At 69.9% G+C, this 19,848-nt stretch carries 20 protein-coding genes; 11 read left to right on the forward strand and 9 right to left on the reverse strand.

Going from position 1 to position 19,848, the window contains the following annotated elements; all coding sequences use genetic code 11:
• Positions 1-84: 84 nt before the first annotated feature.
• Positions 85-366 carry a DUF2530 domain-containing protein gene (locus IE226_RS26220; RefSeq protein WP_190083828.1) on the reverse strand — a complete coding sequence of 94 codons (282 nt, stop codon included), beginning with the start codon at positions 364-366 and terminating at the stop codon, positions 85-87.
• 254 nt (positions 367-620) lie between these two features.
• On the opposite strand from IE226_RS26220, the gene IE226_RS26225 reads away from it, so the two are divergent.
• Positions 621-2,066 carry an NCS2 family permease gene (locus tag IE226_RS26225; protein ID WP_190083913.1) on the forward strand — a complete coding sequence of 482 codons (1,446 nt, stop codon included), beginning with the start codon at positions 621-623 and terminating at the stop codon, positions 2,064-2,066.
• Between the two features lie 36 nt (positions 2,067-2,102).
• Here the strand turns inward: IE226_RS26225 and IE226_RS26230 are convergent, their stop codons facing one another.
• Positions 2,103-2,285, reverse strand: coding sequence for a ribbon-helix-helix protein, CopG family (locus tag IE226_RS26230; protein ID WP_190083829.1), 183 nt, complete (start codon positions 2,283-2,285; stop codon positions 2,103-2,105).
• 143 nt (positions 2,286-2,428) lie between these two features.
• Between IE226_RS26230 and IE226_RS26235 the strand changes: the two genes are divergently transcribed.
• Both IE226_RS26235 and IE226_RS26240 read left to right on the forward strand, forming a co-directional pair.
• Positions 2,429-2,866, forward strand: a complete 438-nt coding sequence (locus tag IE226_RS26235) for a MarR family winged helix-turn-helix transcriptional regulator (protein ID WP_190083830.1) — start codon at positions 2,429-2,431, stop codon at positions 2,864-2,866.
• Between the two features lie 63 nt (positions 2,867-2,929).
• Positions 2,930-4,270 carry an MFS transporter gene (locus IE226_RS26240; protein WP_190083831.1) on the forward strand — a complete coding sequence of 447 codons (1,341 nt, stop codon included), beginning with the start codon at positions 2,930-2,932 and terminating at the stop codon, positions 4,268-4,270.
• A gap of 14 nt (positions 4,271-4,284) precedes the next feature.
• Here the strand turns inward: IE226_RS26240 and IE226_RS26245 are convergent, their stop codons facing one another.
• From IE226_RS26245 to IE226_RS26255, 3 genes are all read right to left on the reverse strand, one after another.
• On the reverse strand, positions 4,285-4,794 hold the full coding sequence (locus IE226_RS26245; protein WP_190083832.1) for a GNAT family N-acetyltransferase: 510 nt from the start codon (positions 4,792-4,794) through the stop codon (positions 4,285-4,287).
• A 240-nt stretch (positions 4,795-5,034) separates the two neighbouring features.
• Positions 5,035-6,027 (reverse strand): aldo/keto reductase, encoded by a 993-nt coding sequence (locus IE226_RS26250; protein ID WP_190083833.1) that lies wholly within the window; start codon positions 6,025-6,027, stop codon positions 5,035-5,037.
• A 144-nt stretch (positions 6,028-6,171) separates the two neighbouring features.
• Positions 6,172-6,771: a MarR family winged helix-turn-helix transcriptional regulator gene (locus IE226_RS26255; protein WP_190083834.1), complete on the reverse strand. Its 600-nt coding sequence runs from the start codon at positions 6,769-6,771 to the stop codon at positions 6,172-6,174.
• Between the two features lie 66 nt (positions 6,772-6,837).
• Here IE226_RS26255 and IE226_RS26260 point away from each other — a divergent pair, with 66 nt between their 5' ends.
• Positions 6,838-7,296: a carboxymuconolactone decarboxylase family protein gene (locus IE226_RS26260; protein WP_229871557.1), complete on the forward strand. Its 459-nt coding sequence runs from the start codon at positions 6,838-6,840 to the stop codon at positions 7,294-7,296.
• A gap of 60 nt (positions 7,297-7,356) precedes the next feature.
• Here the strand turns inward: IE226_RS26260 and IE226_RS26265 are convergent, their stop codons facing one another.
• Positions 7,357-7,494 (reverse strand): hypothetical protein, encoded by a 138-nt coding sequence (locus IE226_RS26265; protein WP_190083836.1) that lies wholly within the window; start codon positions 7,492-7,494, stop codon positions 7,357-7,359.
• Here IE226_RS26265 and IE226_RS26270 point away from each other — a divergent pair.
• On the forward strand, positions 7,493-8,281 hold the full coding sequence (locus IE226_RS26270) for a zinc metalloprotease (protein WP_190083837.1): 789 nt from the start codon (positions 7,493-7,495) through the stop codon (positions 8,279-8,281). The two genes, IE226_RS26265 and IE226_RS26270, sit on opposite strands and share 2 nt — an antisense overlap.
• Positions 8,282-8,285: 4 nt before the next feature.
• Here the strand turns inward: IE226_RS26270 and IE226_RS26275 are convergent, their stop codons facing one another.
• On the reverse strand, positions 8,286-9,017 hold the full coding sequence (locus IE226_RS26275) for an SGNH/GDSL hydrolase family protein (RefSeq protein ID WP_190083838.1): 732 nt from the start codon (positions 9,015-9,017) through the stop codon (positions 8,286-8,288).
• A 96-nt stretch (positions 9,018-9,113) separates the two neighbouring features.
• On the opposite strand from IE226_RS26275, the gene IE226_RS26280 reads away from it, so the two are divergent.
• Positions 9,114-10,154 (forward strand): TolB-like translocation protein, encoded by a 1,041-nt coding sequence (locus IE226_RS26280; protein WP_373307031.1) that lies wholly within the window; start codon positions 9,114-9,116, stop codon positions 10,152-10,154.
• Positions 10,155-10,197: 43 nt separating this feature from the next.
• Here the strand turns inward: IE226_RS26280 and IE226_RS26285 are convergent, their stop codons facing one another.
• On the reverse strand, positions 10,198-10,983 hold the full coding sequence (locus IE226_RS26285; protein ID WP_190083840.1) for a TetR/AcrR family transcriptional regulator: 786 nt from the start codon (positions 10,981-10,983) through the stop codon (positions 10,198-10,200).
• A 125-nt stretch (positions 10,984-11,108) separates the two neighbouring features.
• Here IE226_RS26285 and IE226_RS26290 point away from each other — a divergent pair, with 125 nt between their 5' ends.
• Positions 11,109-12,152, forward strand: coding sequence for an ATP-binding cassette domain-containing protein (locus IE226_RS26290; protein ID WP_190083841.1), 1,044 nt, complete (start codon positions 11,109-11,111; stop codon positions 12,150-12,152).
• Entirely contained in the window at positions 12,149-13,012 is an 864-nt protein-coding gene (locus IE226_RS26295; RefSeq protein WP_190083842.1) for an ABC transporter permease, read from the forward strand. Before IE226_RS26290 ends, IE226_RS26295 begins: the two co-directional genes overlap by 4 nt.
• 131 nt (positions 13,013-13,143) lie before the next feature.
• Here IE226_RS26295 and serC read toward each other — a convergent pair whose 3' ends face one another.
• Entirely contained in the window at positions 13,144-14,262 is a 1,119-nt protein-coding gene (gene serC, locus IE226_RS26300) for a phosphoserine transaminase (protein ID WP_190083843.1), read from the reverse strand.
• Between the two features lie 185 nt (positions 14,263-14,447).
• On the opposite strand from serC, the gene IE226_RS26305 reads away from it, so the two are divergent.
• The 3 genes from IE226_RS26305 to IE226_RS26315 all read left to right on the forward strand — a co-directional run bounded on the left by IE226_RS26305 (position 14,448) and on the right by IE226_RS26315 (position 19,816).
• On the forward strand, positions 14,448-17,366 hold the full coding sequence (locus tag IE226_RS26305; RefSeq protein WP_190083844.1) for an FAD-binding and (Fe-S)-binding domain-containing protein: 2,919 nt from the start codon (positions 14,448-14,450) through the stop codon (positions 17,364-17,366).
• 742 nt (positions 17,367-18,108) lie between these two features.
• Positions 18,109-18,606, forward strand: a complete 498-nt coding sequence (locus IE226_RS26310) for a cupin domain-containing protein (protein WP_190083845.1) — start codon at positions 18,109-18,111, stop codon at positions 18,604-18,606.
• Between the two features lie 223 nt (positions 18,607-18,829).
• Positions 18,830-19,816, forward strand: coding sequence for an EamA family transporter (locus IE226_RS26315; RefSeq protein ID WP_190083846.1), 987 nt, complete (start codon positions 18,830-18,832; stop codon positions 19,814-19,816).
• The last annotated feature ends 32 nt before the right edge of the window (positions 19,817-19,848 follow it).

Raw genomic sequence — 19,848 nt, forward strand, 5'->3', positions numbered from 1 at the left:
GACACTCCCGTGGTTGTACGGGCCCTCGCCCGGCCCGGGCGGAACGGACTACTCCGCCGCTTGCTCTGCCGATTGCCCCGCTGCTTACTCCGCCGATTGATCCGCCGCGGTCGCCGCCTTGCGCTCGGCTTCCCGCTTGATCGCCGCTTCGCGGCCCCGCACGTACCAGATGCCGATCAGGCCGAGGCCCGCGCCCGCCAGGCAGGTCCACACCCACCAGGTCGCGTCGCGGTCGTCGAACCAGCCGTAGAACGGCAGCTGCACCAGGAAGAGGACGAACCAGAGGATCGTGCCGCCGACGATGGTGGCGACGACGGGGCCCTCCAGGGGCTCGGGCGCCTCGTGCTTGGGGGTCCACTTCTCCATGCGCACAGCTTACGAGGCGCCGGAACAGCCCTCCGCCGGGGCCGGAACAGCCCTCCGCGGGGCCGGAACAGCGCTCCGCCGGGGCCGGTCCCGGCAAGTACCGCAAGGGTCTACGCGCGGAGATAGCGATTTTGCCTTCATGTATTCATACTGAAACGGCTCGTTAATGGCCGATTGTTTTCGTACGAAGATCTAAATTCGGCGAGTTTGTCTGCGTCGGCCCAACACCCTAATCACAGGTCATGAGGTCCCCCATGTCCCCCTCGGCCACTGCCCCGGTCGACAAAACGCCGCACCCGAATTCCCCGCAAGGGGGCCTCGATCGGTATTTCAAGATCACAGAGCGGGGATCGACCCTGGTCAGGGAAGTGCGCGGCGGCTTCGCCACGTTCTTCGCGATGGCGTACATCATCGTGCTCAACCCGATCATCCTGGGCGGCGCGAAGGACATGTACGGGCATCAGCTCGACAACGCCCAGCTGGTCACCGCGACCGCCCTGGTCGCCGCCTTCACCACGCTCCTGATGGGCGTCATCGGCAACGTCCCGATCGCGCTCGCCGCGGGCCTCGGCGTGAACACCGTGGTCGCCCTCCAGCTCGCGCCGCGCATGTCGTGGCCCGACGCGATGGGCATGGTCGTCCTCGCGGGCTTCGTCGTGATGCTGCTCGTGGCGACCGGTCTGCGGGAGCGCGTGATGAGCGCCGTGCCGCTGGGTCTGCGCAAGGGCATCGCGATCGGCATCGGCCTCTTCATCATGCTGATCGGTCTCGTCGACTCCGGCTTCGTTTCGCGCATCCCGGACGTCGCGGAGACCACGGTCCCGCTCCAGCTGGGCGGAGACGGCCACCTCAACGGCTGGCCCGTACTGATCTTCGTGCTCGGCACGCTGCTCACGCTCTGCCTGATCGTGCGCAAGGTGCCCGGCGCCATCCTCATCAGCATCGTCGTCATGACGATCGTGGCAATGATCATCAACGCGATCGCGGATGTCCCCTCCTGGGGCCTGACGACGCCGGAGTGGCCGGGCAACCCGGTCAGCACGCCGGACTTCGGGCTCGTCGGTCAGATCAGCCTGTTCGGCGGCTTCGGGAAGGTCGGTCTGCTCACCGGCATCCTCTTCGTCTTCACCGTGCTGCTGTCCTGCTTCTTCGACGCCATGGGCACGATCATGGGCATCGGCGACGAGGCCAAGCTGACCGACGCCAACGGCAACATGCCGGGCATGAACAAGGTCCTGTTCGTCGACGGCATCGCGGTCGCCGCGGGCGGCGCCTCCTCCGCCTCGGCCACCACCTGCTTCGTGGAGTCCACGGCGGGCGTCGGCGAGGGCGCGCGTACGGGCTTCGCCAACATCGTCACCGGCGGCCTCTTCGCGCTTGCGCTGTTCCTCACGCCCATCGCCACGATGGTTCCGTCCCAGGCGGCCACGCCCGCGCTGCTCGCGGTCGGCTTCCTGATCCTGTCCGGCTCGATCGGCCAGATCGACTGGGCCGACTTCACCATCGCGATCCCCGCGTTCCTGACGATGATGATGATGCCGTTCACGTACTCGATCACGAACGGCATCGGCATCGGCTTCATCACCTTCACCGTGCTGCGCCTCGCGTCGGGCCGCGGCCGTGAGGTGCCGGCCGCGATGTACGTCGTGTCGGCCGTCTTCGCCTTCTACTACCTGATGCCGGCGCTCGGTCTGACCTGAGCGACCGGTACGGCGTGAGTGACTGCGGGGCGGCCATCAGGCCGCCCCGTAGAACTTTTCCGTCTCCTCGACGGCGCTCTGGAAGCGCTCGTCGAAGTCACCGCGGACGAGCGTCCCGACCACGTAGTCCTGGACGCTCATGCCCCTCTTGGCGGCGTGCTGCTTGAGCCGGTCGAGCAGCTCACCGTCTATTCGCAGGCTGAGCACTGTCGATCCCATGCGTGCCAGGGTCCCTGCCGCTGCGCGGACCGTGTCTCGCTTTCCGCGGCCACCTCACTCATATGGGTGACGAAAGGGTTCCGTGACTCTCGTCGCGGGAACCAGGTGGTCTTTAGCTAGAGTAATGAGTTACTCTAACGAACATGCCGGACCTCTCCCATGGTGACGACGCCGCCGCCGTGAACTCCCTGCGCTCCGCCGTGATGCGCCTGTCCCGTCGACTCAAGCACCAGCGGGTCGACGAGTCGCTGAGCCCCACCGAGATGTCGGTGCTCGGCACCCTCGCCCGCTGCGGCCACGCCACCCCCGGTGAGCTGGCCCGCAAGGAGCACGTGCAGCCGCCGTCGATGACCCGCATCGTCGCGCTGCTCGAAGCCAAGGGTCTCGTCCGGCTCGAACCGCATCCGGAGGACCGCCGCCAGAAGGTGGTGACCCAGACGGAGACGGCCGAGGCCATGCTCGAGGAGAGCCGCCGCAAGCGGAACGCCTGGCTGGCCGGCCTGACCGAGCATCTCGACGAGGACGAGTGGGCACGACTGCGCGCCGCCGCCCCCGTCCTGGAGAAGCTCGCGCACCTGTAAGCAGTGCACGCGGCGGCGGCCCACGCGCCACGTGCCGTACGACGCCAAGGAGGCGAACGCACTTTGAGTACGGGATCCGGAGCAGACTCCGCCCCCGCACCAACCACCCTCGACAAGTCCCCTGCCGCCAAGACGTCGATGTTCAGCTCGCTGAAGATCCGCAACTACCGGCTCTTCGCCTCCGGCGCCGTTGTCTCCAACACCGGCACGTGGATGGCGCGCATCACCCAGGACTGGCTGGTCCTGAGCCTCACGGGCTCCTCGGCGGCGGTCGGTATCACCACCGCGATGCAGTTCCTGCCGATGCTCCTGTTCGGCCTGTACGGCGGCGTCATCGCCGACCGGTTCGCCAAGCGCAAGCTGCTCTTCTGCACCCAGGGTGCGATGAGCATCAGCGGTCTGTTCCTGGCGGCGCTCACCCTGAGCGGCAACGTCCAGGTCTGGCACGTCTACCTCGCGGCCTTCTTCACCGGCCTCGTCACGGTCGTCGACAACCCGACCCGGCAGTCCTTCGTGTCCGAGATGGTGGGACCCGACCAGGTCCGCAACGCCGTCTCGCTGAACTCGGCGAACTTCCAGTCCGCGCGCCTCGTCGGCCCCGCCGTGGCGAGCGGCCTCACCGCCGCGGTCGGCCCCGGCTGGGCGTTCCTCGCCAACGGCCTGTCCTTCCTCGCGCCGCTCACCGGCCTGATGCTGATGCGCACCCGCGAGCTGCACCCCACCCCGCGCAAGCCGCGCGGCAAGGGACAGCTGAGGGAAGGCCTGAACTACGTCTCCAAGCACCCCGAGCTGATCTGGCCGATCGTCCTCGTCGGCTTCGTCGGCACCTTCGGATTCAACTTCCCGATCTGGCTGAGCGCCTTCGCGGACGACATTTTCCACGGCGGCGTGGGGATGTACGGGCTCTTCAACACGCTGATGGCGATCGGCTCGCTGGCGGGCGCGCTGCTCGCTGCCCGCCGCGGCACCTCACGCCTGAGGCTGCTCGCCGGGGCCGCCATCGCCTTCGGCGTCCTGCAGATCGTGGCCGCGTTCGCGCCCGAGCTGTGGATGTTCGTCGCGCTGATCGTGCCGATCGGCATCCTGGGCCTGACGGTGAACGTCACCGCCAACTCCTCGGTCCAGATGGCCACGGACCCGGAGATGCGGGGCCGGGTCATGTCGCTCTTCATGATGGTCTTCACCGGCGGTACGCCGCTGGGCGGTCCGCTCTTCGGCTGGCTCGCCGACGCGTACGGAGTGCGCGTCAGCATGGCCGCCGGCGGTCTCATCTGCGCCGTCGCCGCGGTCGGCGTCGGCCTGATGCTGGCCCGCGCCGCGAACCTGCGGCTGAAGGTGGATCTGCGGCGCGGTCGCCAGCACGTGCAGTTCGTGCCGCGTGAGCAGCTGGCGACGGCGGCGTAGGGCGTTCTCCGCGGCTAGACGCGCCGGGCCAGGATCTGGCCCGGCCAGGTGCCGTTCTGCTCGACGAAGGCCTCGGTCCGCGTGAAGCCGTTGCGCTCGTAGAACGCGACGAGCTTGCCGTCACCGCCCGCGTAGCAGTCGACCCGGAGCAGGGAGATGCCCTGGCTCCGGGTTTCCTCCGCCGCGTGCGCGAGGAGGGCGGCGCCCGCGCCCGTCCCGTGCCGGGAGGCGAGCAGGTGGATGTACCGCTCCGGCTCCTCCACGGGGGCGATGTACGGCCCCGGCCCATCGGTCAGGGTGAGCGTGCCGACCGGCAGTCCGCCGATCTCGGCGATCCAGGCGGAGCCGGTGGTCAGATACTTCTCGACCAGGGCGATCGTCTTCGGGTTGGTCGACCAGGGTGTGTCGCCCCACTGCCCGGTGCGCCCCTGTGACACGAGCCAGGCGACGGCTTCGTCGAAGAGGGCGAGGACGGTGGGGATGTCGTCGGTGCCGGCGGGACGAATGGCTATGTGGCTGTCCATGCGGCTTTCTCTCCCCCGATCCGCGCCCGGATATCCGGCCGGTTCGGTGGTCGGTCGACGGCCGCCGGACGGGGCCGGTTAACCTCGACTACGTGGACCCGAAAACCAGGAACCGGATCATGGCCGGTGTACTCGTGCTGATGTTCGTCGTCGTGGCGGTGGCGGCCGCGGTCGGCCAGTGAGGCGATGACCGCGGCCGCGGCCGTGACCGCGTAGTTCAGCCGGTCCCGGCCTGGCTCGCTACCAGGCGAAGGACTCCGGAGACGGCCCCGGCCCCGGGAAGATCTCGTCCAGGGATTCGAGCAGCTCGTCCGAGAGGTCCAGATCGACCGCGCGCAGTGCGCTGGTGAGCTGCTCCGGCGTACGCGGCCCGACGATCGGGCCGGTGATGCCGGGCCGGGTGAGCAGCCAGGCGAGTGCCACTTCGCCCGGCGCGAGGCCGTGCTTGTCGAGCAGGTCCTCGTACGCCTGGACCCGCGCGCGCTTTTCGGGCTTCGCCAGCTCCTCGGCGGCCCGTCCGCCGGTACGCCGCTTGCCCTCGCCCTCCTTCTTCAGCACGCCGCCGAGCAGTCCGCTGTGCAGCGGCGACCACGGAATGACGCCGAGGCCGTAGTCCTGCGCGGCCGGAATGACCTCCATCTCGGCGCTGCGCTCGGCGAGGTTGTAGAGGCACTGCTCGCTGACGAGGCCGTAGCTGCCGCGCCGGGCGGCGACCTCGTTGGCCTGGGCGATCTTGTATCCGGGGAAGTTGGATGACCCGGCGTACAGGATCTTGCCCTGCGTCACGAGGGTGTCGATCGCCTGCCAGATCTCGTCGAACGGCGTGCGGCGGTCGATGTGGTGGAACTGGTAGATGTCGATGTAATCGGTCTGCAGGCGCTTGAGCGAAGCCTCCACGGACCTGCGGATGTTGACCGCGGAGAGCAGGTCGTGGTTGGGCCACGCCGGCTTACCGTCGGTGGCCATGTTCCCGTACACCTTGGTGGCGAGCACGACCTTGTCGCGCCGCTCGCCGCCTTTCGTGAACCAGGTGCCGAGGATCTCCTCGGTACGGCCCTTGTTCTCGTCCCACCCGTAGACATTGGCGGTATCGAAGTAGTTGATGCCCGCGTCGAGCGCGGCGTCCATGATCGCGTGACTGTCCGGCTCGTTCGTGAGCGGCCCGAAGTTCATGGTCCCGAGCGTGAGCCGGCTGACCTTGAGCCCTGTGCGTCCCAGCTGCGTGTACTTCATGGGAACTCAGCCAACGACTTGGAGTGGGCTCCAGGCAAGGGGGCCGGGGTGGCTTTGGTCAGTCGCGGGGGAAATCGCCGGTCTTGAGGATGAGGTCGGCTGGCGTGCAGGTCAGGTCGTGCAACGTTACGCACCGAGACGAGGTCACGAGCCGCCGAGCCAGCCCGCCGCGTCGAGGCGGAACGCGTCCGGCGGTACGACCGTGCGCAGGTCGTTCTCCAGCGTGCGCAGGCGGCGTGCGCCCAGCTGGTCCGCCCATTCCGCGTGCAGCTCGTCGAAGATCGCCGCCGAGCGGCGCAGTGCGTCGATGCCGTGCGGGGTGAGGCGGACCAGTTTGCGGCGGGCGTCGGCCGGGTCATCGGTGCGTTCCGCGTAGCCGAGGGCGATGAGGCGGTCGACGGTCTTGCCCGCGGCCTGCTTGGAGACGCCGAGCCTGCGGCCCATCTCGCTGGCGCTCGCGCCCCGTACGCCGATGGCCTGCATGGCGAAGCCGTGGGCGGGGCGTGCGTCCGGGTGGCCCTGGCGGGCCAGCTCGGCGTGGAGCCGGTCGATGAGGGTGCGGAACCCGGCGAAGAGGAGGAGGGGCAGCTCGAAGCCGCGGACGTCGCCGTCCTCGGGCGGCTCGCTGTCCTTGCGGGGTTCCTTGCCGGTCTCCGTGCGGGGTTCCTTGCGGAGTCCCTCGCGGGGTTCCTTGCGGGAATCGACAACCTGATTTACCTTTTTTTCGTCAACCACGTTGTCCATCGTAGGGGGCCCCTCTTGTTTGCCGAGCACACCGTCGAGACCGCGCCCGCCGAGTCCCGCGCGGCGATGGAACGTACGGCCGCGGCCTTCGGCAAGACGCCGAGCGCGGTGGCCCGCCTTGCCGAGTCGCCCGAACTGCTCAACGGTTTCCTGGAGTTGAGTGCGGCCTTCGAGCGGACGACGCTGGAGCCGGTGGCGCGGGAAGTCGTCGTCATGACCGTCGCGGTACGCAACGACTGCCACATCTGCGTGGCCATGCACACCGGCAAGCTGCGCAAGCTGGGCGCGGATGCCGAGCTGATCGCCGCGTTGCGCGAGGGGAGGGCACTGGACCGCGACGAACGGCTCGAAGCCGTACGGCAGTTCACTCTTGAGGTCCTCGCCACCGCTGGCGGGGTCGGCGACGAGGAGCTGAAGAAGTTCCTCGCGGCGGGCTACACGGAGCGGAACGCCCTTGAGGTGGTGATGGGCATCGGCACGTACACGATGTCGACCCTCGCGAACCGACTGACGCGCGCGGTGTGAGGCGGGGCGGCGGTGCCGACCCTCACGCTCTCACCTCCGGTGCGTGACCCTCCGCAGCGCTCACCTCCACCGGACCGCCCCGACCCGCCGCTCCAGTGCGTACGCCCCCGCGATCGTCGACACCCACACCAGCACCCCGAACGAGACGCCGGGGGTGGTTGGGGAGTTGTTGGTGGGGTGGGTGAGGATGCGGGGCATGACCGTTACGAAGAAGATCGTTCGCTCTGCGGGCGTGCTCGCCGCCGCCGTCGGGCTCGTCGCGCTCAGCAATCCGGCTTATGCCGCGGGGGACGTGTACAAGGGCACCGGGTGGCGGATTCTGAAGGGCCAGGGGATCGAGTCGCTCAGCCCCGACCCGTACGTGATCCACCTCGTCAAGCCCAAGGCCTCCGCCACCAAGCTCACCGCCGCGCAGACCAAGAAGGCGGAGAAGGATCTGCGGGCGCAGGCGAAGAAGACCGCCGCCCAGCTCACCTCGGTCACGGGGACCAAGTTCACGCTGGCCGGCGGCTATCACAAGGAGCAGAACGCCTGTAACACCGCCGAGCGCCACGTCATCACCGTGGGCCTGAAGTACCGCCCCTTCATGCCGGGCAACAAGCCGGGCTTCTCGCAGGCGCACCCGTGCTACGCGACCGGCAACCACAGCGCGTGGGGCGGCTGGATATGGGTCGACAGCGAGTACTGGAAGCCGGGTGACTACAAGCTCTCCCCGACCCTCATATCGAACATGTTGAGCCACGAGATCGGGCACGCGATCGGGCTCGACCACGCCAACGTGGACGGCCCGGACGCCAACCGCACCGCCGACAACTTCGAGTGCGTCTCCAACAGCACCAAGGACCTGCCGGTCATGTGCTCGCCCAACGGCGGCCACGCCAGGGCCAAGGGCGGCACCGACGCCCGCGCCGAGAAGTACGCCGGGGTGTACACGAAGTGGGACATCGCCGGGCTGAAGGCCCTCAAGGCCAACTACAGCCGGTAGCCGCTCAGTTGGCCGACTGAAGTTCGGGCAAGGGCAGGGGCAGGGGCGGGGGCGCCGTTTCGTACGGCGTCCCCAGCCCCCACGCCTGATGCATCGCGTCCGCGAACGCCGCCGCCAGCTTGTGCTCGCCGCTCTCGTTGGGATGCGTCCCGTCGTACGTGTCGACGTCGATGTCGTACGACGGCGGTGTCGAGGCCAGGAGCAGCGGCGAGGCGCCGGTGTCCAGCTCCGCCACCACCTTCGCGAGCAGCACGTTGAAGCGCGCCACCTCCGCCGCGAACGGGGCGTCCGTCCGGGCCCGGATGTTCGGTATCACCGGGAGCAGGACGAGGCGTATGCCCGGGTTCGCCGACCGCGCCTCCGCGATGCAACGGCGCGCGTTCTCCGCCGTCTGTTCCGCGTTCGTGTAGAACCCCAGGTCGATCAGGCCGAGCGAGACGAGCAGGACGTCGGGGCGCTCAAGCCGCACCACCTCCGCCATCCGCGGCGCCATGTGCAGCCAGCCCTCGCCCCAGCCCGCGAAGTGGTGGCGCGGGAAGTCCGGGTCGTCGCAGGCGTAGGCGTACGAGACGGGCTCGCCGGAGACCTTGTCGTGCAGGGCGCTGCGCGGACCCACCACGGCGAAGGCCGCGTCGCCGATCGAGGCCCGCAGGTGCTGCCACATGCGGTGGCGCCAGGTGTGCTCCCCCGCGCTGCCGATCGTCATCGAGTCGCCGACGAACATGAACCTGAGCATCCGCTCATCATCCCGGATCAAGGCCCCGGCCTGCGATGTGAGGCTGAACACCCGCCGGAGGTCCGCCCGCCGCCGACGGGGTGGCAGGCTTGGCCCATGCGTTCACTGCGTTCTTCGACGGGTGCCCCGGGTGCCGCAGGCACCGTAGGTGCCGTGGGTGCCATCAGTGCCGGCTGCCTGCTTCTGCTCGCTGCCGCCGCAGGCCCTGCCGTCGCCGCCGACGACGACGGCCGCGACGGGTTCACCATCGAGGACCCCCGCGTCATCGAGTCCAGCGGCCTCGCCGCGTCCCGCGCCCACCCCGGCGTCTACTGGACGCACAACGACCAGGACAAGAACGGCGCGCTGCTCTACGCGGTGGACGGCAAGACCGGCAAGACCGTCGCCACCCTCACCATGACCGGCGTCGGGAAGCCCCGCGACGTGGAGGCCGTGTCCGTCGGCAGTGACGGCAACATCTACGTCGGCGACATCGGCGACAACCTCGGCGGCACCTGGTCCCACGTATGGATCTACAAGCTCCCCGAGCCGGAGAAACTGGGCGACCGGACCGTGCGCGCCACGCAGTACACGGTGAAGTACGAGGACGGGGCGCGCGACGCCGAGGCGCTGATGGTGCACCCCAAGACCGGCCGGATCTACATAGCCGACAAGAAGGAGGAGGGCGGCGGCCTGTACGAAGGGCCCGCGCGGATGTCCGCCTCCGGGACCAACGTCTTCAAGCGGCTCGGCGACACCGGGCTCTGGACCACGGACGGCGCCTTCTCGCCCGACGGGAAGCAGCTCGCGCTGCGCGGCTACCTCGGTGGAGTCTCGTACGCCTGGCAGGGCGAGGGGAAGATGCCGAAGCGGGAGGGGCGGCTGAGCGTTCCGCTCCAGCGCCAGGGCGAGTCCGCGACGTACACCCTGGACGGTACGACCCTCCTGTACGGCAGCGAGGGCTCGCAGAGCCAGGTCGAGCCCGTCGAGGTCGAAGGGGCGGGCGGGGACGACTCGCGGGGCAGCGGCGGGAGTTCGGGTGACGCGGCGGGCGAGGGGGGCGCGGGGATAGACGGCGACCTCAAGGTGGGCGCGCTGACTCTCGCCGTCGTGCTCGTCGCGTTCTTCGGGCTGAAGCGGCTTTTCCGCCGGAAGTAGAAGTCTCCTGGCGGCCCGGATGTGTCTCCCGCGGGGCTAGTGGCTAGGGCGCCGCGTCGGCCTCGCGCCGGGCCGCCACCAGGACATCGAGACCGTCGAGCAGCCGTCGCAGGCCGAACTCGAAATGGTCGAACTCCGAGCCGAACGCGTCGTCGGAGAGTCCCGCGAGGAGCGGGTAGCGGCCGCTGTTCATGATCCGCTCCAGGGTCGGGTACTGCGCCTCCCAGAACGCCTTGTCCGTCAGGCCGCTCTTCTTCACCGCCTCCATCTCCTGCACCTGGGTGCGGGCGACCCCGGTGACGTAGCCCTCGACCATGACGATCACGCCGATCAGCTCGGGGTCGGTCAGGCCCATCGACTTGATGCCGGACAGGGTGCGCTCCAGGCCGCCGACCGAGCCGGGTCCGAGCACCGGGCGGGCCTGGTTGACGTGGAGCAGCCAGGGGTGTTCGCGGTAGAGGACGAGCGTCTCGCGGGCGTACGCCTCGACGGCCGCGCGCCAGCCGCCGCCCGGGGGCCCGGCCTCGCCGGCCGGCGTGAAGACGCGGTCCAGCATCAGGTCGAGCAGCTCGCTCTTGCCGGGGACGTAGCGGTACAGGGACATCGTGCCGGTGCCGAGCTCCGTGGACAGGCGGCGCATCGAGACCGCCGTGAGCCCTTCGGCGTCCGCGAGGCGTACCGCCTCGGTGACGATCCGGTCCAGGGTGAGGCCGGGCTTGGGGCCGCGCGTGGGGCGCTCGCCCTCGCCCCAGAGCAGTTCCAGGCTGCGGGTGATCTCGGTGCCGGTGCGCTGGGTGCCGCTGTCGTCGCCGCCGTTCGTGCTCGTCATGGGGCTCAGCCTAATCGCCTGGTCCGGTAATTGAGTACGGCGTACTCGCGAAATTGGGTACGCTGTACCCGCTATTGGGTACGCTGTACCCAGATGCTGGAGGCTCGAAGGGTGGAGGGGCAGCAGTGAACGGGAACGCATACGCGGTCCGGGCCGAGGGGCTCGACAAGCGCTACGGCGAGAAGAAGGCTCTGGACGCATTCGATCTGCGCGTGGAGCGCGGCACGGTGCACGGACTGCTCGGCCCGAACGGCGCGGGCAAGACCACCGCCGTACGCATCCTCTCGACGTTGGTACGGCTCGACGCGGGCCGAGCCGAGGTCGCGGGCGCCGACGTGGTGCGCCGGCCCGACCTCGTGCGCCGCAGCATCGGCCTGACCGGCCAGTACGCGGCGGTCGACGAGGTCCTCACCGGCCGGCAGAACCTGGAGATGTTCGGCCGCCTCTTCCACCTCGGCGGCAAGAGGGCGGCGCGGCGCGCACAGGAACTCCTCGAACAGTTCGACCTGGTGGACGCGGCAGGCAAGGGCGCGGGCCAGTACAGCGGCGGCATGCGGCGCAGGCTCGACCTCGCCGCGTCGATGATCCTCGCGCCCGCCGTCCTCTTCCTGGACGAGCCGACCACCGGGCTCGACCCGCGCAGCCGCCTCGAAGTCTGGGACACCGTAAGGAAGTTGGTCGCGGACGGAACGACGGTGCTCCTGACCACGCAGTATCTGGAGGAGGCCGACAAGCTGGCCTCCCGCGTCACCGTCATCGACCAGGGCCGCGCCATCGCCGACGACACCCCGGACGGCCTGAAGAACACGGTGGGCGGCAGCTACCTGGAAGTCGTGGTCCGCGAGACCGCCGACCTGCCCGCAGCCGTGGCGGCGGTCGCCCGGGTCGCCGAGGGCGTGCCCGAGGCCATTGACCTGGAGCGGCGCGTCCAGGCGGCCGTGACCGACCGGGTCGGCGCGCTGACGGACGTGGCCCGGACCTTGCAGGACCAGGGCGTCGCGGTGGAGGACATCGGGCTGCGCAGGCCGAGCCTCGACGACGTGTTCCTGCGCCTCACGGGGCACCGGACGGAAACCGACGAGGCAGCGGGGAAGACCACCGGGAAGGCCGAAGGGAAGGCCGCCGGGACGGCCGCCGGGATCGACGAGAAGACGGAGGTCGCGGCATGAGCACCGTACTGCCCACGGACACCACGGACACCACGGACGCGTTGTCCGCCGACCCCTCGCGGGGCCGCCTCTACTGGGCGCTGGCCGACACCTGGAACGTCACCCGGCGCTACCTCACGCACTTCCAGCGCCAGCCCGTCAACATCGCCTGGCAACTGGGCTTCCCGATCATCTCCGTACTCCTGTACGGATTTGTCTTCGGCGAGGCGATGAAGGTGCCCGGCGGTGGCGACGACGGCGACTACAAGCAGTTCCTGATGCCCGGCATGTTCGTGATGACCATGGCCTTCGGCTTCATGAACACCGCGATGGCGGTCGTCACGGACTCCACCAAGGGCGTCATCGACCGCTTCCGCTCGATGCCGATGGCGCCTTCGGCGGTGGCGGCCGGACGCGGGCTCGCCGACCTGATCGTCGCCTGCGCCGAGCTGGCGATCCTCGCGCTGACCGCGCTCGCCATCGGCTGGCGGTCGAGCGCCGGACTGCCGCAGACCCTGGCGGCCTTCGGCCTGCTGCTGCTCCTGCGGTTCAGCCTGATCTGGGTCGGCGTGTTCCTGGGCCTCGTGGTGCCGACCCCGGAGGCGGCGGGCGGCCTCTACGCGGTCGCCTTCCCGCTCACCATGATCTCCAGCGTCTTCGTCGCACCGTCCCTCATGCCCGACTGGCTGGCTCCGGTCGCGGCCTGGAACCCGGTGTCCTCCACCGGCACGGCGGCACGCGAACTGTTCGGCAACCCCGGCGCGGGCGGGTCGAGCTGGGTGGAACAGAACGCGGTCCTGATGGCGGTGGTGTGGCCCCTTGCGATCTCACTCCTGTTCCTGCCGCTGGCGGTACGGAAGTTCAAGCAGCTGAGCAGGTGAGTCTTTCTCTGTACGCGGCCGGCCACGACGGACCGGTAGGTGAAGGCTGAGGCGGGGGCAGCTTTGTCGACGCAGTGAGGGCGCCCGGCAGGTGGTACCTGCCGGGCGCCCTCATCTGCGTAGGACAGTCTCTACAGCTTGTCGGTCACGTAGTCGACGCACTTCGTGAGCGCCTCGACGTCCGCCGGGTCGATCGCCGGGAACATCGCCACGCGCAGCTGGTTGCGGCCGAGCTTGCGGTACGGCTCCGTGTCCACGATGCCGTTGGCGCGCAGAGCCTTCGCCACCGCGGCGGCGTCGATCTCGTCCGCGAAGTCGATCGTGCCGATGACCTGCGAGCGCTTGGCCGGGTCCGTGACGAACGGCGTCGCGTACTTCGACTCCTCGGCCCACCCGTACAGGGTGCGCGAGGACGCGGCCGTGCGGCCGGTCGTGAACTCCAGGCCGCCCTGGCCGTTCATCCAGTCCAGCTGCTCACCGAGCAGGAAGAGCGTGGCGAGCGCCGGGGTGTTGTACGTCTGGTTCTTGCGGGAGTTGTCGATCGCCGTCGGGAGGCTGAAGAACTCCGGGACGTGGCGGCCGGAGGCGTGGATCCGCTCGGCGCGCTCGATGGCGGCGGGGGAGAAGACGCCGATCCACAGGCCGCCGTCCGACGCGAAGGACTTCTGCGGGGCGAAGTAGTAGACGTCCGTCTCGGCGATGTCGACCGGCAGGCCGCCCGCGCCGGAGGTGGCGTCCACCAGGACGAGGGAACCCTCGTCCGCGCCGTTCACCCGCTTGACGGGGGCCGCGACGCCGGTCGAGGTCTCGTTGTGCGTGAAGGCGTAGACGTCCACGCCCGCCTCGGCCTGCGGCTCCGGGTGCGTGCCCGGCTCGCTCGAAATCACCGTGGGCTCCGCGAGCCACGGGGCGAGCTTCGATGCCTTGGCGAACTTGGAGGAGAACTCACCGAACGTGAGGTGCTGCGACTTGTTCTCGATGAGGCCGTGCGTCGCGACGTCCCAGAAGGCGGTGGAACCGCCGTTGCCCAGGATCACCTCGTAACCCTCGGGGAGGGAGAAGAGGTCGCGCACGCCTTCGCGCACCTTGCCGACCAGGTTCTTGACCGGGGCCTGGCGGTGGGAGGTGCCGAGCAGAGAGGTACCGGTGGCGGCGAGCGCGTCCAGCGCCTCCGTGCGCACCTTGGAGGGGCCCGCGCCGAAACGTCCGTCGGCGGGCTTGATGTCAGCGGGAATCTGGATCTCAGCCACGGGGTGAGCCTAACGGCTTCTCTGGCGGTGAACGGGAGGCGTCCGGCGGCTGAGATCGTGCCGACCCACAGGGTGGACGCCGCGGGGTGCCGCCCCGGACCCGCTCCCGAATCGGTGCGCGGCGGGCGTTCGGCCGCAGTCGGTGAGGGCCTTCGCGGATGCATTCTGTGGGCATGAATGTGGGCATGAGTGATCTCGGAGGAGTGGAAGAGGAACTGCGGGCGGCCGTACGGGGGGAGGTGGATTTCTCCGTCACCGCGCGGGCCCTGAACACCATGGACGCGTCCAACTACCGCCGGGTGCCGCTCGGGGTCCTCGCCCCGCGCGACGCGGACGACGTGACCGCGGCGCTCGCCGTGTGCCGGGAGCGCGGGGTGCCCGTCGTCGCCCGCGGTGCCGGTACGTCCATCGCGGGGCAGGCCACCGGCACGGGGCTCGTCCTCGACTTCACCCGGCACATGAACCGCATCGTGTCCGTCGACGCGGAGTCGCGGACCGCGGTCGTACAGCCCGGGGTGATCTGCGACCAGCTGCGGACGGCCGCGGCCCCGCACGGCCTGACCTTCGGCCCCGACCCCTCCACCCACAACCGCTGCACCCTCGGCGGCATGATCGGCAACAACTCCTGCGGGTCCCACTCGGTCGCCTGGGGCACCACCGCCGACAACGTCTCGTCCCTCTCGGTCGTGAGCGGCGCGGGCGTGAAGCTCGCACTCGGCCGGGGGTGGGCGGGCGCGCCGGACGGCCTGCGCCCGCTGGTGGAGGGCGGCCTGGAGCTGCTGCGCACCGGCTTCCCGGAGCTTCCGCGCCGGATCTCCGGCTACGCGCTCGATGCCCTGCTCCCCGAGCGGGGCGTGGATCTGGCCCGCGCCTTCTGTGGCTCGGAGGGCACGCTCGGCCTGGTGACGGAGGCGGTCGTACGCCTCGTCGACGCGCCACGCGCGCGTGCGCTCGCCGTCCTCGGTTACGCCGACGAGAGCGCGGCGGCGGAGGCCGCGGCGGGGCTGCTGCCGTACGGGCCGCTGACGGTGGAGGGGATGGCCGCGGACCTCGTACGGGGAGCGAGAGGTCTGCCCCGGGGCGGGGCCTGGCTGTTCGTGGAGACGGGCGGCGAGAGCGCGGGCGAGGCGCGGGCGCGTGCCGAGTCGATCGTGAAGGGGGCCGCCGCCGGGGGTGTCGTGGATTCGGTGGTGGTGACCGACCCGGCCGGACAGCGCGTCCTGTGGCGGGTGCGTGAGGACGCCAGCGGTACGGCGACGCGGATGCCGGACGGCAGCGAGGCGTGGCCGGGCTGGGAGGACTGCGCGGTGCCGCCGGCCCGGCTCGGGGCGTATCTGCGGGACTTCAGGGGGCTGCTCGCCGAGCACGGCCTGCGCGGGACTCCGTACGGGCACTTCGGGGACGGCTGCATTCACGTACGCATCGACTTCGACCTGATGAGCGACGACGGCGTGCGGCGCTTCAGGCGCTTCTCGGAGGACCTGGCGGAGGTCGTGGTGGCGCACGGGGGTTCGCTGTCCGGCGAGCACGGGGACGGGCAGGCGCGGGCGGAGCTCCTTCCGAAGATGTACGGGGCTGACTTGGTGCGCTTCTTCGAGCGGGTGAAGGGGGTGTGGGACCCGGCGGACCTGCTGAATCCGGGGATGCTGGTGCGGCCCGCGCCGCTGGACTCGAACCTGCGGTTCGCCCCGCTGCCGAGGGAGCCGGTGGACGTGGCCTTCGGCTACCCCCATGACGGCGGGGACTTCTCGGCGGCGGTGCGGCGGTGTGTGGGGGTGGCGAAGTGCCGTACCTCGTCGGCTGGTTCGGGTGGTTCGGCTGGTTCGGGTGGCGGGGTGATGTGCCCGTCCTTCCGGGCGACGGGCGAGGAGGAGCACTCGACGCGGGGGCGGGCCCGGCTGCTGCACGAGATGCTCGCGGGGGAGGTCGTCACGGACGGCTGGCGCTCGGAGGAGGTACGGGACGCGCTCGACCTGTGCCTGTCCTGCAAGGGCTGCCGGTCCGACTGCCCGGTGGGCGTGGACATGGCCACGTACAAGGCGGAGTTCCTGCACCACCACTACGAGGGACGCAGGCGGCCGGCGGCGCATTACGCCATGGGCTGGCTGCCGGTGTGGCTGCGCCTCGCCGACCGGACGCGTACGGCGGGAGTGGCCAATGCGCTGATGCGGGTGGGGGTCCTTGCGTCGCTGGCCAAGCGGGTGGGCGGGATCGCTCCGGAGAGGGAGATCCCGCGGGTGGCGGGGGAGAGCTTTCGGCGGTGGTTCGGGGGGAGGGGGGCTTCCGAGGCCTCCGAGACCTCCGAGACCTCCGGGGGCCCCGGGGCCCCCGGAGGGCCGACGGTCGTGCTCTGGCCGGACACGTTCACGGATCACCTGTCACCGGCGGTGGGCCGGGCGGCGGTGCGGGTCCTCGAGGACGCGGGGCTGCGGGTGGTGGTGCCGCCGGGGGAAGTGTGCTGCGGTCTGACGTACGTGTCGACGGGGCAACTGGACCGGGCTCGCACGGTGATGCGGCGCACGCTGGATCGGATGGGGCCGCTTCTTGACTCGGAGGCGCCGCTGGTGGTCCTCGAACCCAGCTGTGCGGCGGCGCTCAAGACTGACCTGGTGGAACTGCTCGGGGATGACGCACGGGCGGCGGAACTTGCCTCGCGGGTACGGACGTTCGCCGAGGCCCTGGAGGAACTGGCCCCGGAGTGGTCGCCGCCGCGGATCGAACGGCCGGTGGTGGGCCAGACCCATTGCCATCAGCACGCGGTCCTTGGGGACGGCGCCGAGCGCCGGCTGCGGGAGAAGGCGGGCCTGGAGGGGGAGTTGAGCGGCGGCTGCTGCGGCCTCGCGGGGAACTTCGGCTTCGAGGCGGGGCATTATGAGGTCTCGGTGGCGTGCGCGGAGGAGCAGTTGCTGCCTGCGGTTCGGGGGGCGGTGCCGGAGGCTGATGGCGGGGCGGTGGTCCTTGCGGACGGCTTCTCGTGCCGGACGCAGCTTTTGCAGGTGGGGGGCGGGGTTCGGGGGCGGCATTTGGCTGAGGTGTTGGCTGAGGGGGTCGCGGGGCGGGGCGGGCCGGGGGCTACGCGTGGACGCGGGGTGTCGTCGTCGTGACCGGGGTCAAGGCCGCTTTGGGGGCGCTGTTTCGGTGCCCCGGTGTCGTGCGGTGTCGCCTCGTCCCCACCCACCCGCCCCCACCAAGCCAGGCAGTCCGTTTCCTATCCCCGTTCCGCTGCGCGCCCTCGACCCGGAGCTTCGGTGGCCCGGCGTTGGTGTCGGTTGCCGGGGCCGTCCGGTTCTCCCGAGTTTGGCGGTTCCGGGCCGGGCGTAAAGGGCGCTCCGCTGCGCTGCGCGTCGGCTGCGCCGATGGCCCTTCGGGCCACCCTTGACTCCCGTCCCTCCACCGCGCGAGGGAAGACGACCGGACGGCCCGGGGGCGGGACTCTCGACCAGGCGCCGTGGGATCGACTGTGTTCCTGCCGGGTGCGGACTGGTTCGTCGGGGGCGACCGGCAGATGGTGAGCTGCGCAGCAGGTTGGTTCGGAGTGCGGGTCTCGTCAAGCGGGTGCGGACTTGTTCGTTGGGGGTGGCCGCTGTCAGAGGGCGAGGTGGGCGGGAGTTGGGGGTGGGGGTGGGACCTACTTTGCAAAGTTGTGTTCGTGGAGTTGGGGGGCGCACGCGTTGCGGAATGCGCCCTTGGTGGGGGTGGGTGCCGGACCCTCTGAGGTCCGTGCCGGGTTGCGCGAATTGACCTCGATTTTTGGTGCGCGATTGCACTCCTTGGGGGGTCTTTCAGGTTCCTAGGGTTGAGGAAACGGCGGCCGGAGATCGCCGTAAAACCGAAAGGGACACCAGCATGAGCAGCACGAACTCCGACTTCGTCGGCCTCCTCACCCGCGCCTCGGACGCCGAGACCAGCGCCGATCCGAGCAGCGTGATGACCCTGCTCGCCGACACTGACGGGCCCAGGGGTGGGTACACCGCTTACCGCTCCACCTTCGCCGAAGGCGCCGTCGGGGCTCCGGCTCACTTCCACACCAAGGCCACGGAGCTGTTCTTCGTCGTCGGTGGCTCGCTGCGGGTGCTCGTGGGGGAGGAAGTCGTCGTCCTGAACGGGGGTGACTTCCTCGCCGTGCCCCCGCACACCCCGCACGCCTTCGCCGCCGCCCCCGGCTGCACCGCTGACGTCCTGTTCGTTTTCACGCCCGGCATGGCCCGCTTCGACTACCTGCGCCTCCTCGGCAGCGTGATGCGCGGCGAGGCCGACCCGAAGAAGATCGCCGAGTCCTCGGAGCGGTACGACAACCACTACGTCGACAGCCCCGTCTGGCGAGACGCCCTCACCGCCTCGTGAGCGGCGTGGATTGCAGGAAAGTCCCGCGACGCGCCATGTGGGGGGGGGTGGTGGGGGCGGGACTTTTTTGCGGTGCGGTGGGGGTGGGTGGGGGTTGGTGCAGCCCGTGGAGCGGGTGGGATTGCGTACAGCAGTGAAAGGGTTTTGTGATCCTTACTTGGTCTACTATCTTGGACGGGGTAGTTCAGGTGAGTGGACTGGGTCACGTTGGTGGCGTGGAAGGTTGGTTGTGGACGCTTCTAGTGGTGGTCGGGGGGCGGCCGGCGGTGGGGGGTTTGGTGCGCTCGGGCCCGTCGGGCTTGTGCTTGCCGGTGGGGTTTCCGTTCAGTTCGGCGGGGCCATTGCCGTCAGCGTCATGCCGAAGGCCGGCGCGCTCGGCATCGTGACCCTGCGGCTCGCCTTCGCCGCGCTCGTGCTGATGGTCGTCTGCCGGCCTCGGGTGCGGGGGTACGGCAAGGCCGACTGGGGGACCGTTGTCGCCTTTGGCGTGGCCATGGCCGGGATGAATGGGTTGTTCTATCAGTCCGTTGCCCGGATTCCCATGGGGCCTGCCGTCACGCTTGAGGTGCTCGGGCCGCTTGCTCTGTCTGTTTTCGCTTCGCGGCGTGCCGTCAATCTTGTGTGGGCCGGGCTTGCCCTGTGCGGCGTCTTCCTGTTGGGGGGCGGAGGCGGGTTTGCCGGGCTTGATCCTTTGGGTGTTGCGTTCGCGCTTGGTGCCGGGGTGATGTGGGCCGGCTACATCGTCTTCAGCGCTCGTACGGGGCGGCGCTTTCCGCAGGCCGACGGGCTTGCGCTTGCGATGGTTGTTGCTGCGCTGCTCTTCCTGCCGCTCGGGCTTGTCGAGTCCGGGGAGAAGCTTGTCCGGCCCGAGGTGCTCGGGCTCGGAGCCGCCGTTGCCGTGATGTCGTCCGTGCTGCCGTACACGCTTGAGTTGCTCGCCCTGCGGCGGCTGCCCGCCTCCACTTTCGCGATCATGATGAGTCTGGAACCGGCCATCGCCGCCGTCGCCGGGTTCCTCGTTCTCGAGCAGGCTCTGTCCGTGAATGAGGCTCTGGCCATCTCCTTGGTCATCGCCGCCAGCATGGGGGCCGTGCGGACCCAGGTCGGGCGAGGGAAGGGGCGTAGGGCCGGGGGTGTCGTGTCGGGGTCCGCGCCGGAAGCCGTACTCGTCGAGGCGGGGGAAAACGTGCCGGAGCCGTCCGGAAAGTAATGCAAGCACGCTTGCTTGTTTCTGTGGACGCT

This window comes from Streptomyces longisporoflavus (genome assembly GCF_014649775.1).
GTDB classification, from domain to species: domain Bacteria; phylum Actinomycetota; class Actinomycetes; order Streptomycetales; family Streptomycetaceae; genus Streptomyces; species Streptomyces longisporoflavus.

Bases quoted from the DNA above. Each gene is read 5' to 3' on its own strand.
- IE226_RS26230 (WP_190083829.1), bottom strand. From the start codon at position 2,285: ATGGGATCGACAGTGCTCAGCCTGCGAATAGACGGTGAGCTGCTCGAC.
- IE226_RS26270 (WP_190083837.1), top strand. From the start codon at position 7,493: ATGACCGTTACGAAGAAGATCGTTCGCTCTGCGGGCGTGCTCGCCGCC.
- IE226_RS26265 (WP_190083836.1), bottom strand. From the start codon at position 7,494: ATGCCCCGCATCCTCACCCACCCCACCAACAACTCCCCAACCACCCCC.
- IE226_RS26310 (WP_190083845.1), top strand. From the start codon at position 18,109: ATGAGCAGCACGAACTCCGACTTCGTCGGCCTCCTCACCCGCGCCTCG.
- IE226_RS26305 (WP_190083844.1), top strand. From the start codon at position 14,448: ATGAGTGATCTCGGAGGAGTGGAAGAGGAACTGCGGGCGGCCGTACGG.
- IE226_RS26245 (WP_190083832.1), bottom strand. From the start codon at position 4,794: ATGGACAGCCACATAGCCATTCGTCCCGCCGGCACCGACGACATCCCC.
- IE226_RS26260 (WP_229871557.1), top strand. From the start codon at position 6,838: ATGGAACGTACGGCCGCGGCCTTCGGCAAGACGCCGAGCGCGGTGGCC.
- IE226_RS26250 (WP_190083833.1), bottom strand. From the start codon at position 6,027: ATGAAGTACACGCAGCTGGGACGCACAGGGCTCAAGGTCAGCCGGCTC.
- IE226_RS26285 (WP_190083840.1), bottom strand. From the start codon at position 10,983: ATGACGAGCACGAACGGCGGCGACGACAGCGGCACCCAGCGCACCGGC.
- IE226_RS26295 (WP_190083842.1), top strand. From the start codon at position 12,149: ATGAGCACCGTACTGCCCACGGACACCACGGACACCACGGACGCGTTG.
- IE226_RS26235 (WP_190083830.1), top strand. From the start codon at position 2,429: ATGCCGGACCTCTCCCATGGTGACGACGCCGCCGCCGTGAACTCCCTG.
- IE226_RS26225 (WP_190083913.1), top strand. From the start codon at position 621: ATGTCCCCCTCGGCCACTGCCCCGGTCGACAAAACGCCGCACCCGAAT.
- IE226_RS26255 (WP_190083834.1), bottom strand. From the start codon at position 6,771: ATGGACAACGTGGTTGACGAAAAAAAGGTAAATCAGGTTGTCGATTCC.
- IE226_RS26275 (WP_190083838.1), bottom strand. From the start codon at position 9,017: ATGCTCAGGTTCATGTTCGTCGGCGACTCGATGACGATCGGCAGCGCG.
- IE226_RS26280 (WP_373307031.1), top strand. From the start codon at position 9,114: ATGCGTTCACTGCGTTCTTCGACGGGTGCCCCGGGTGCCGCAGGCACC.
- IE226_RS26220 (WP_190083828.1), bottom strand. From the start codon at position 366: ATGGAGAAGTGGACCCCCAAGCACGAGGCGCCCGAGCCCCTGGAGGGC.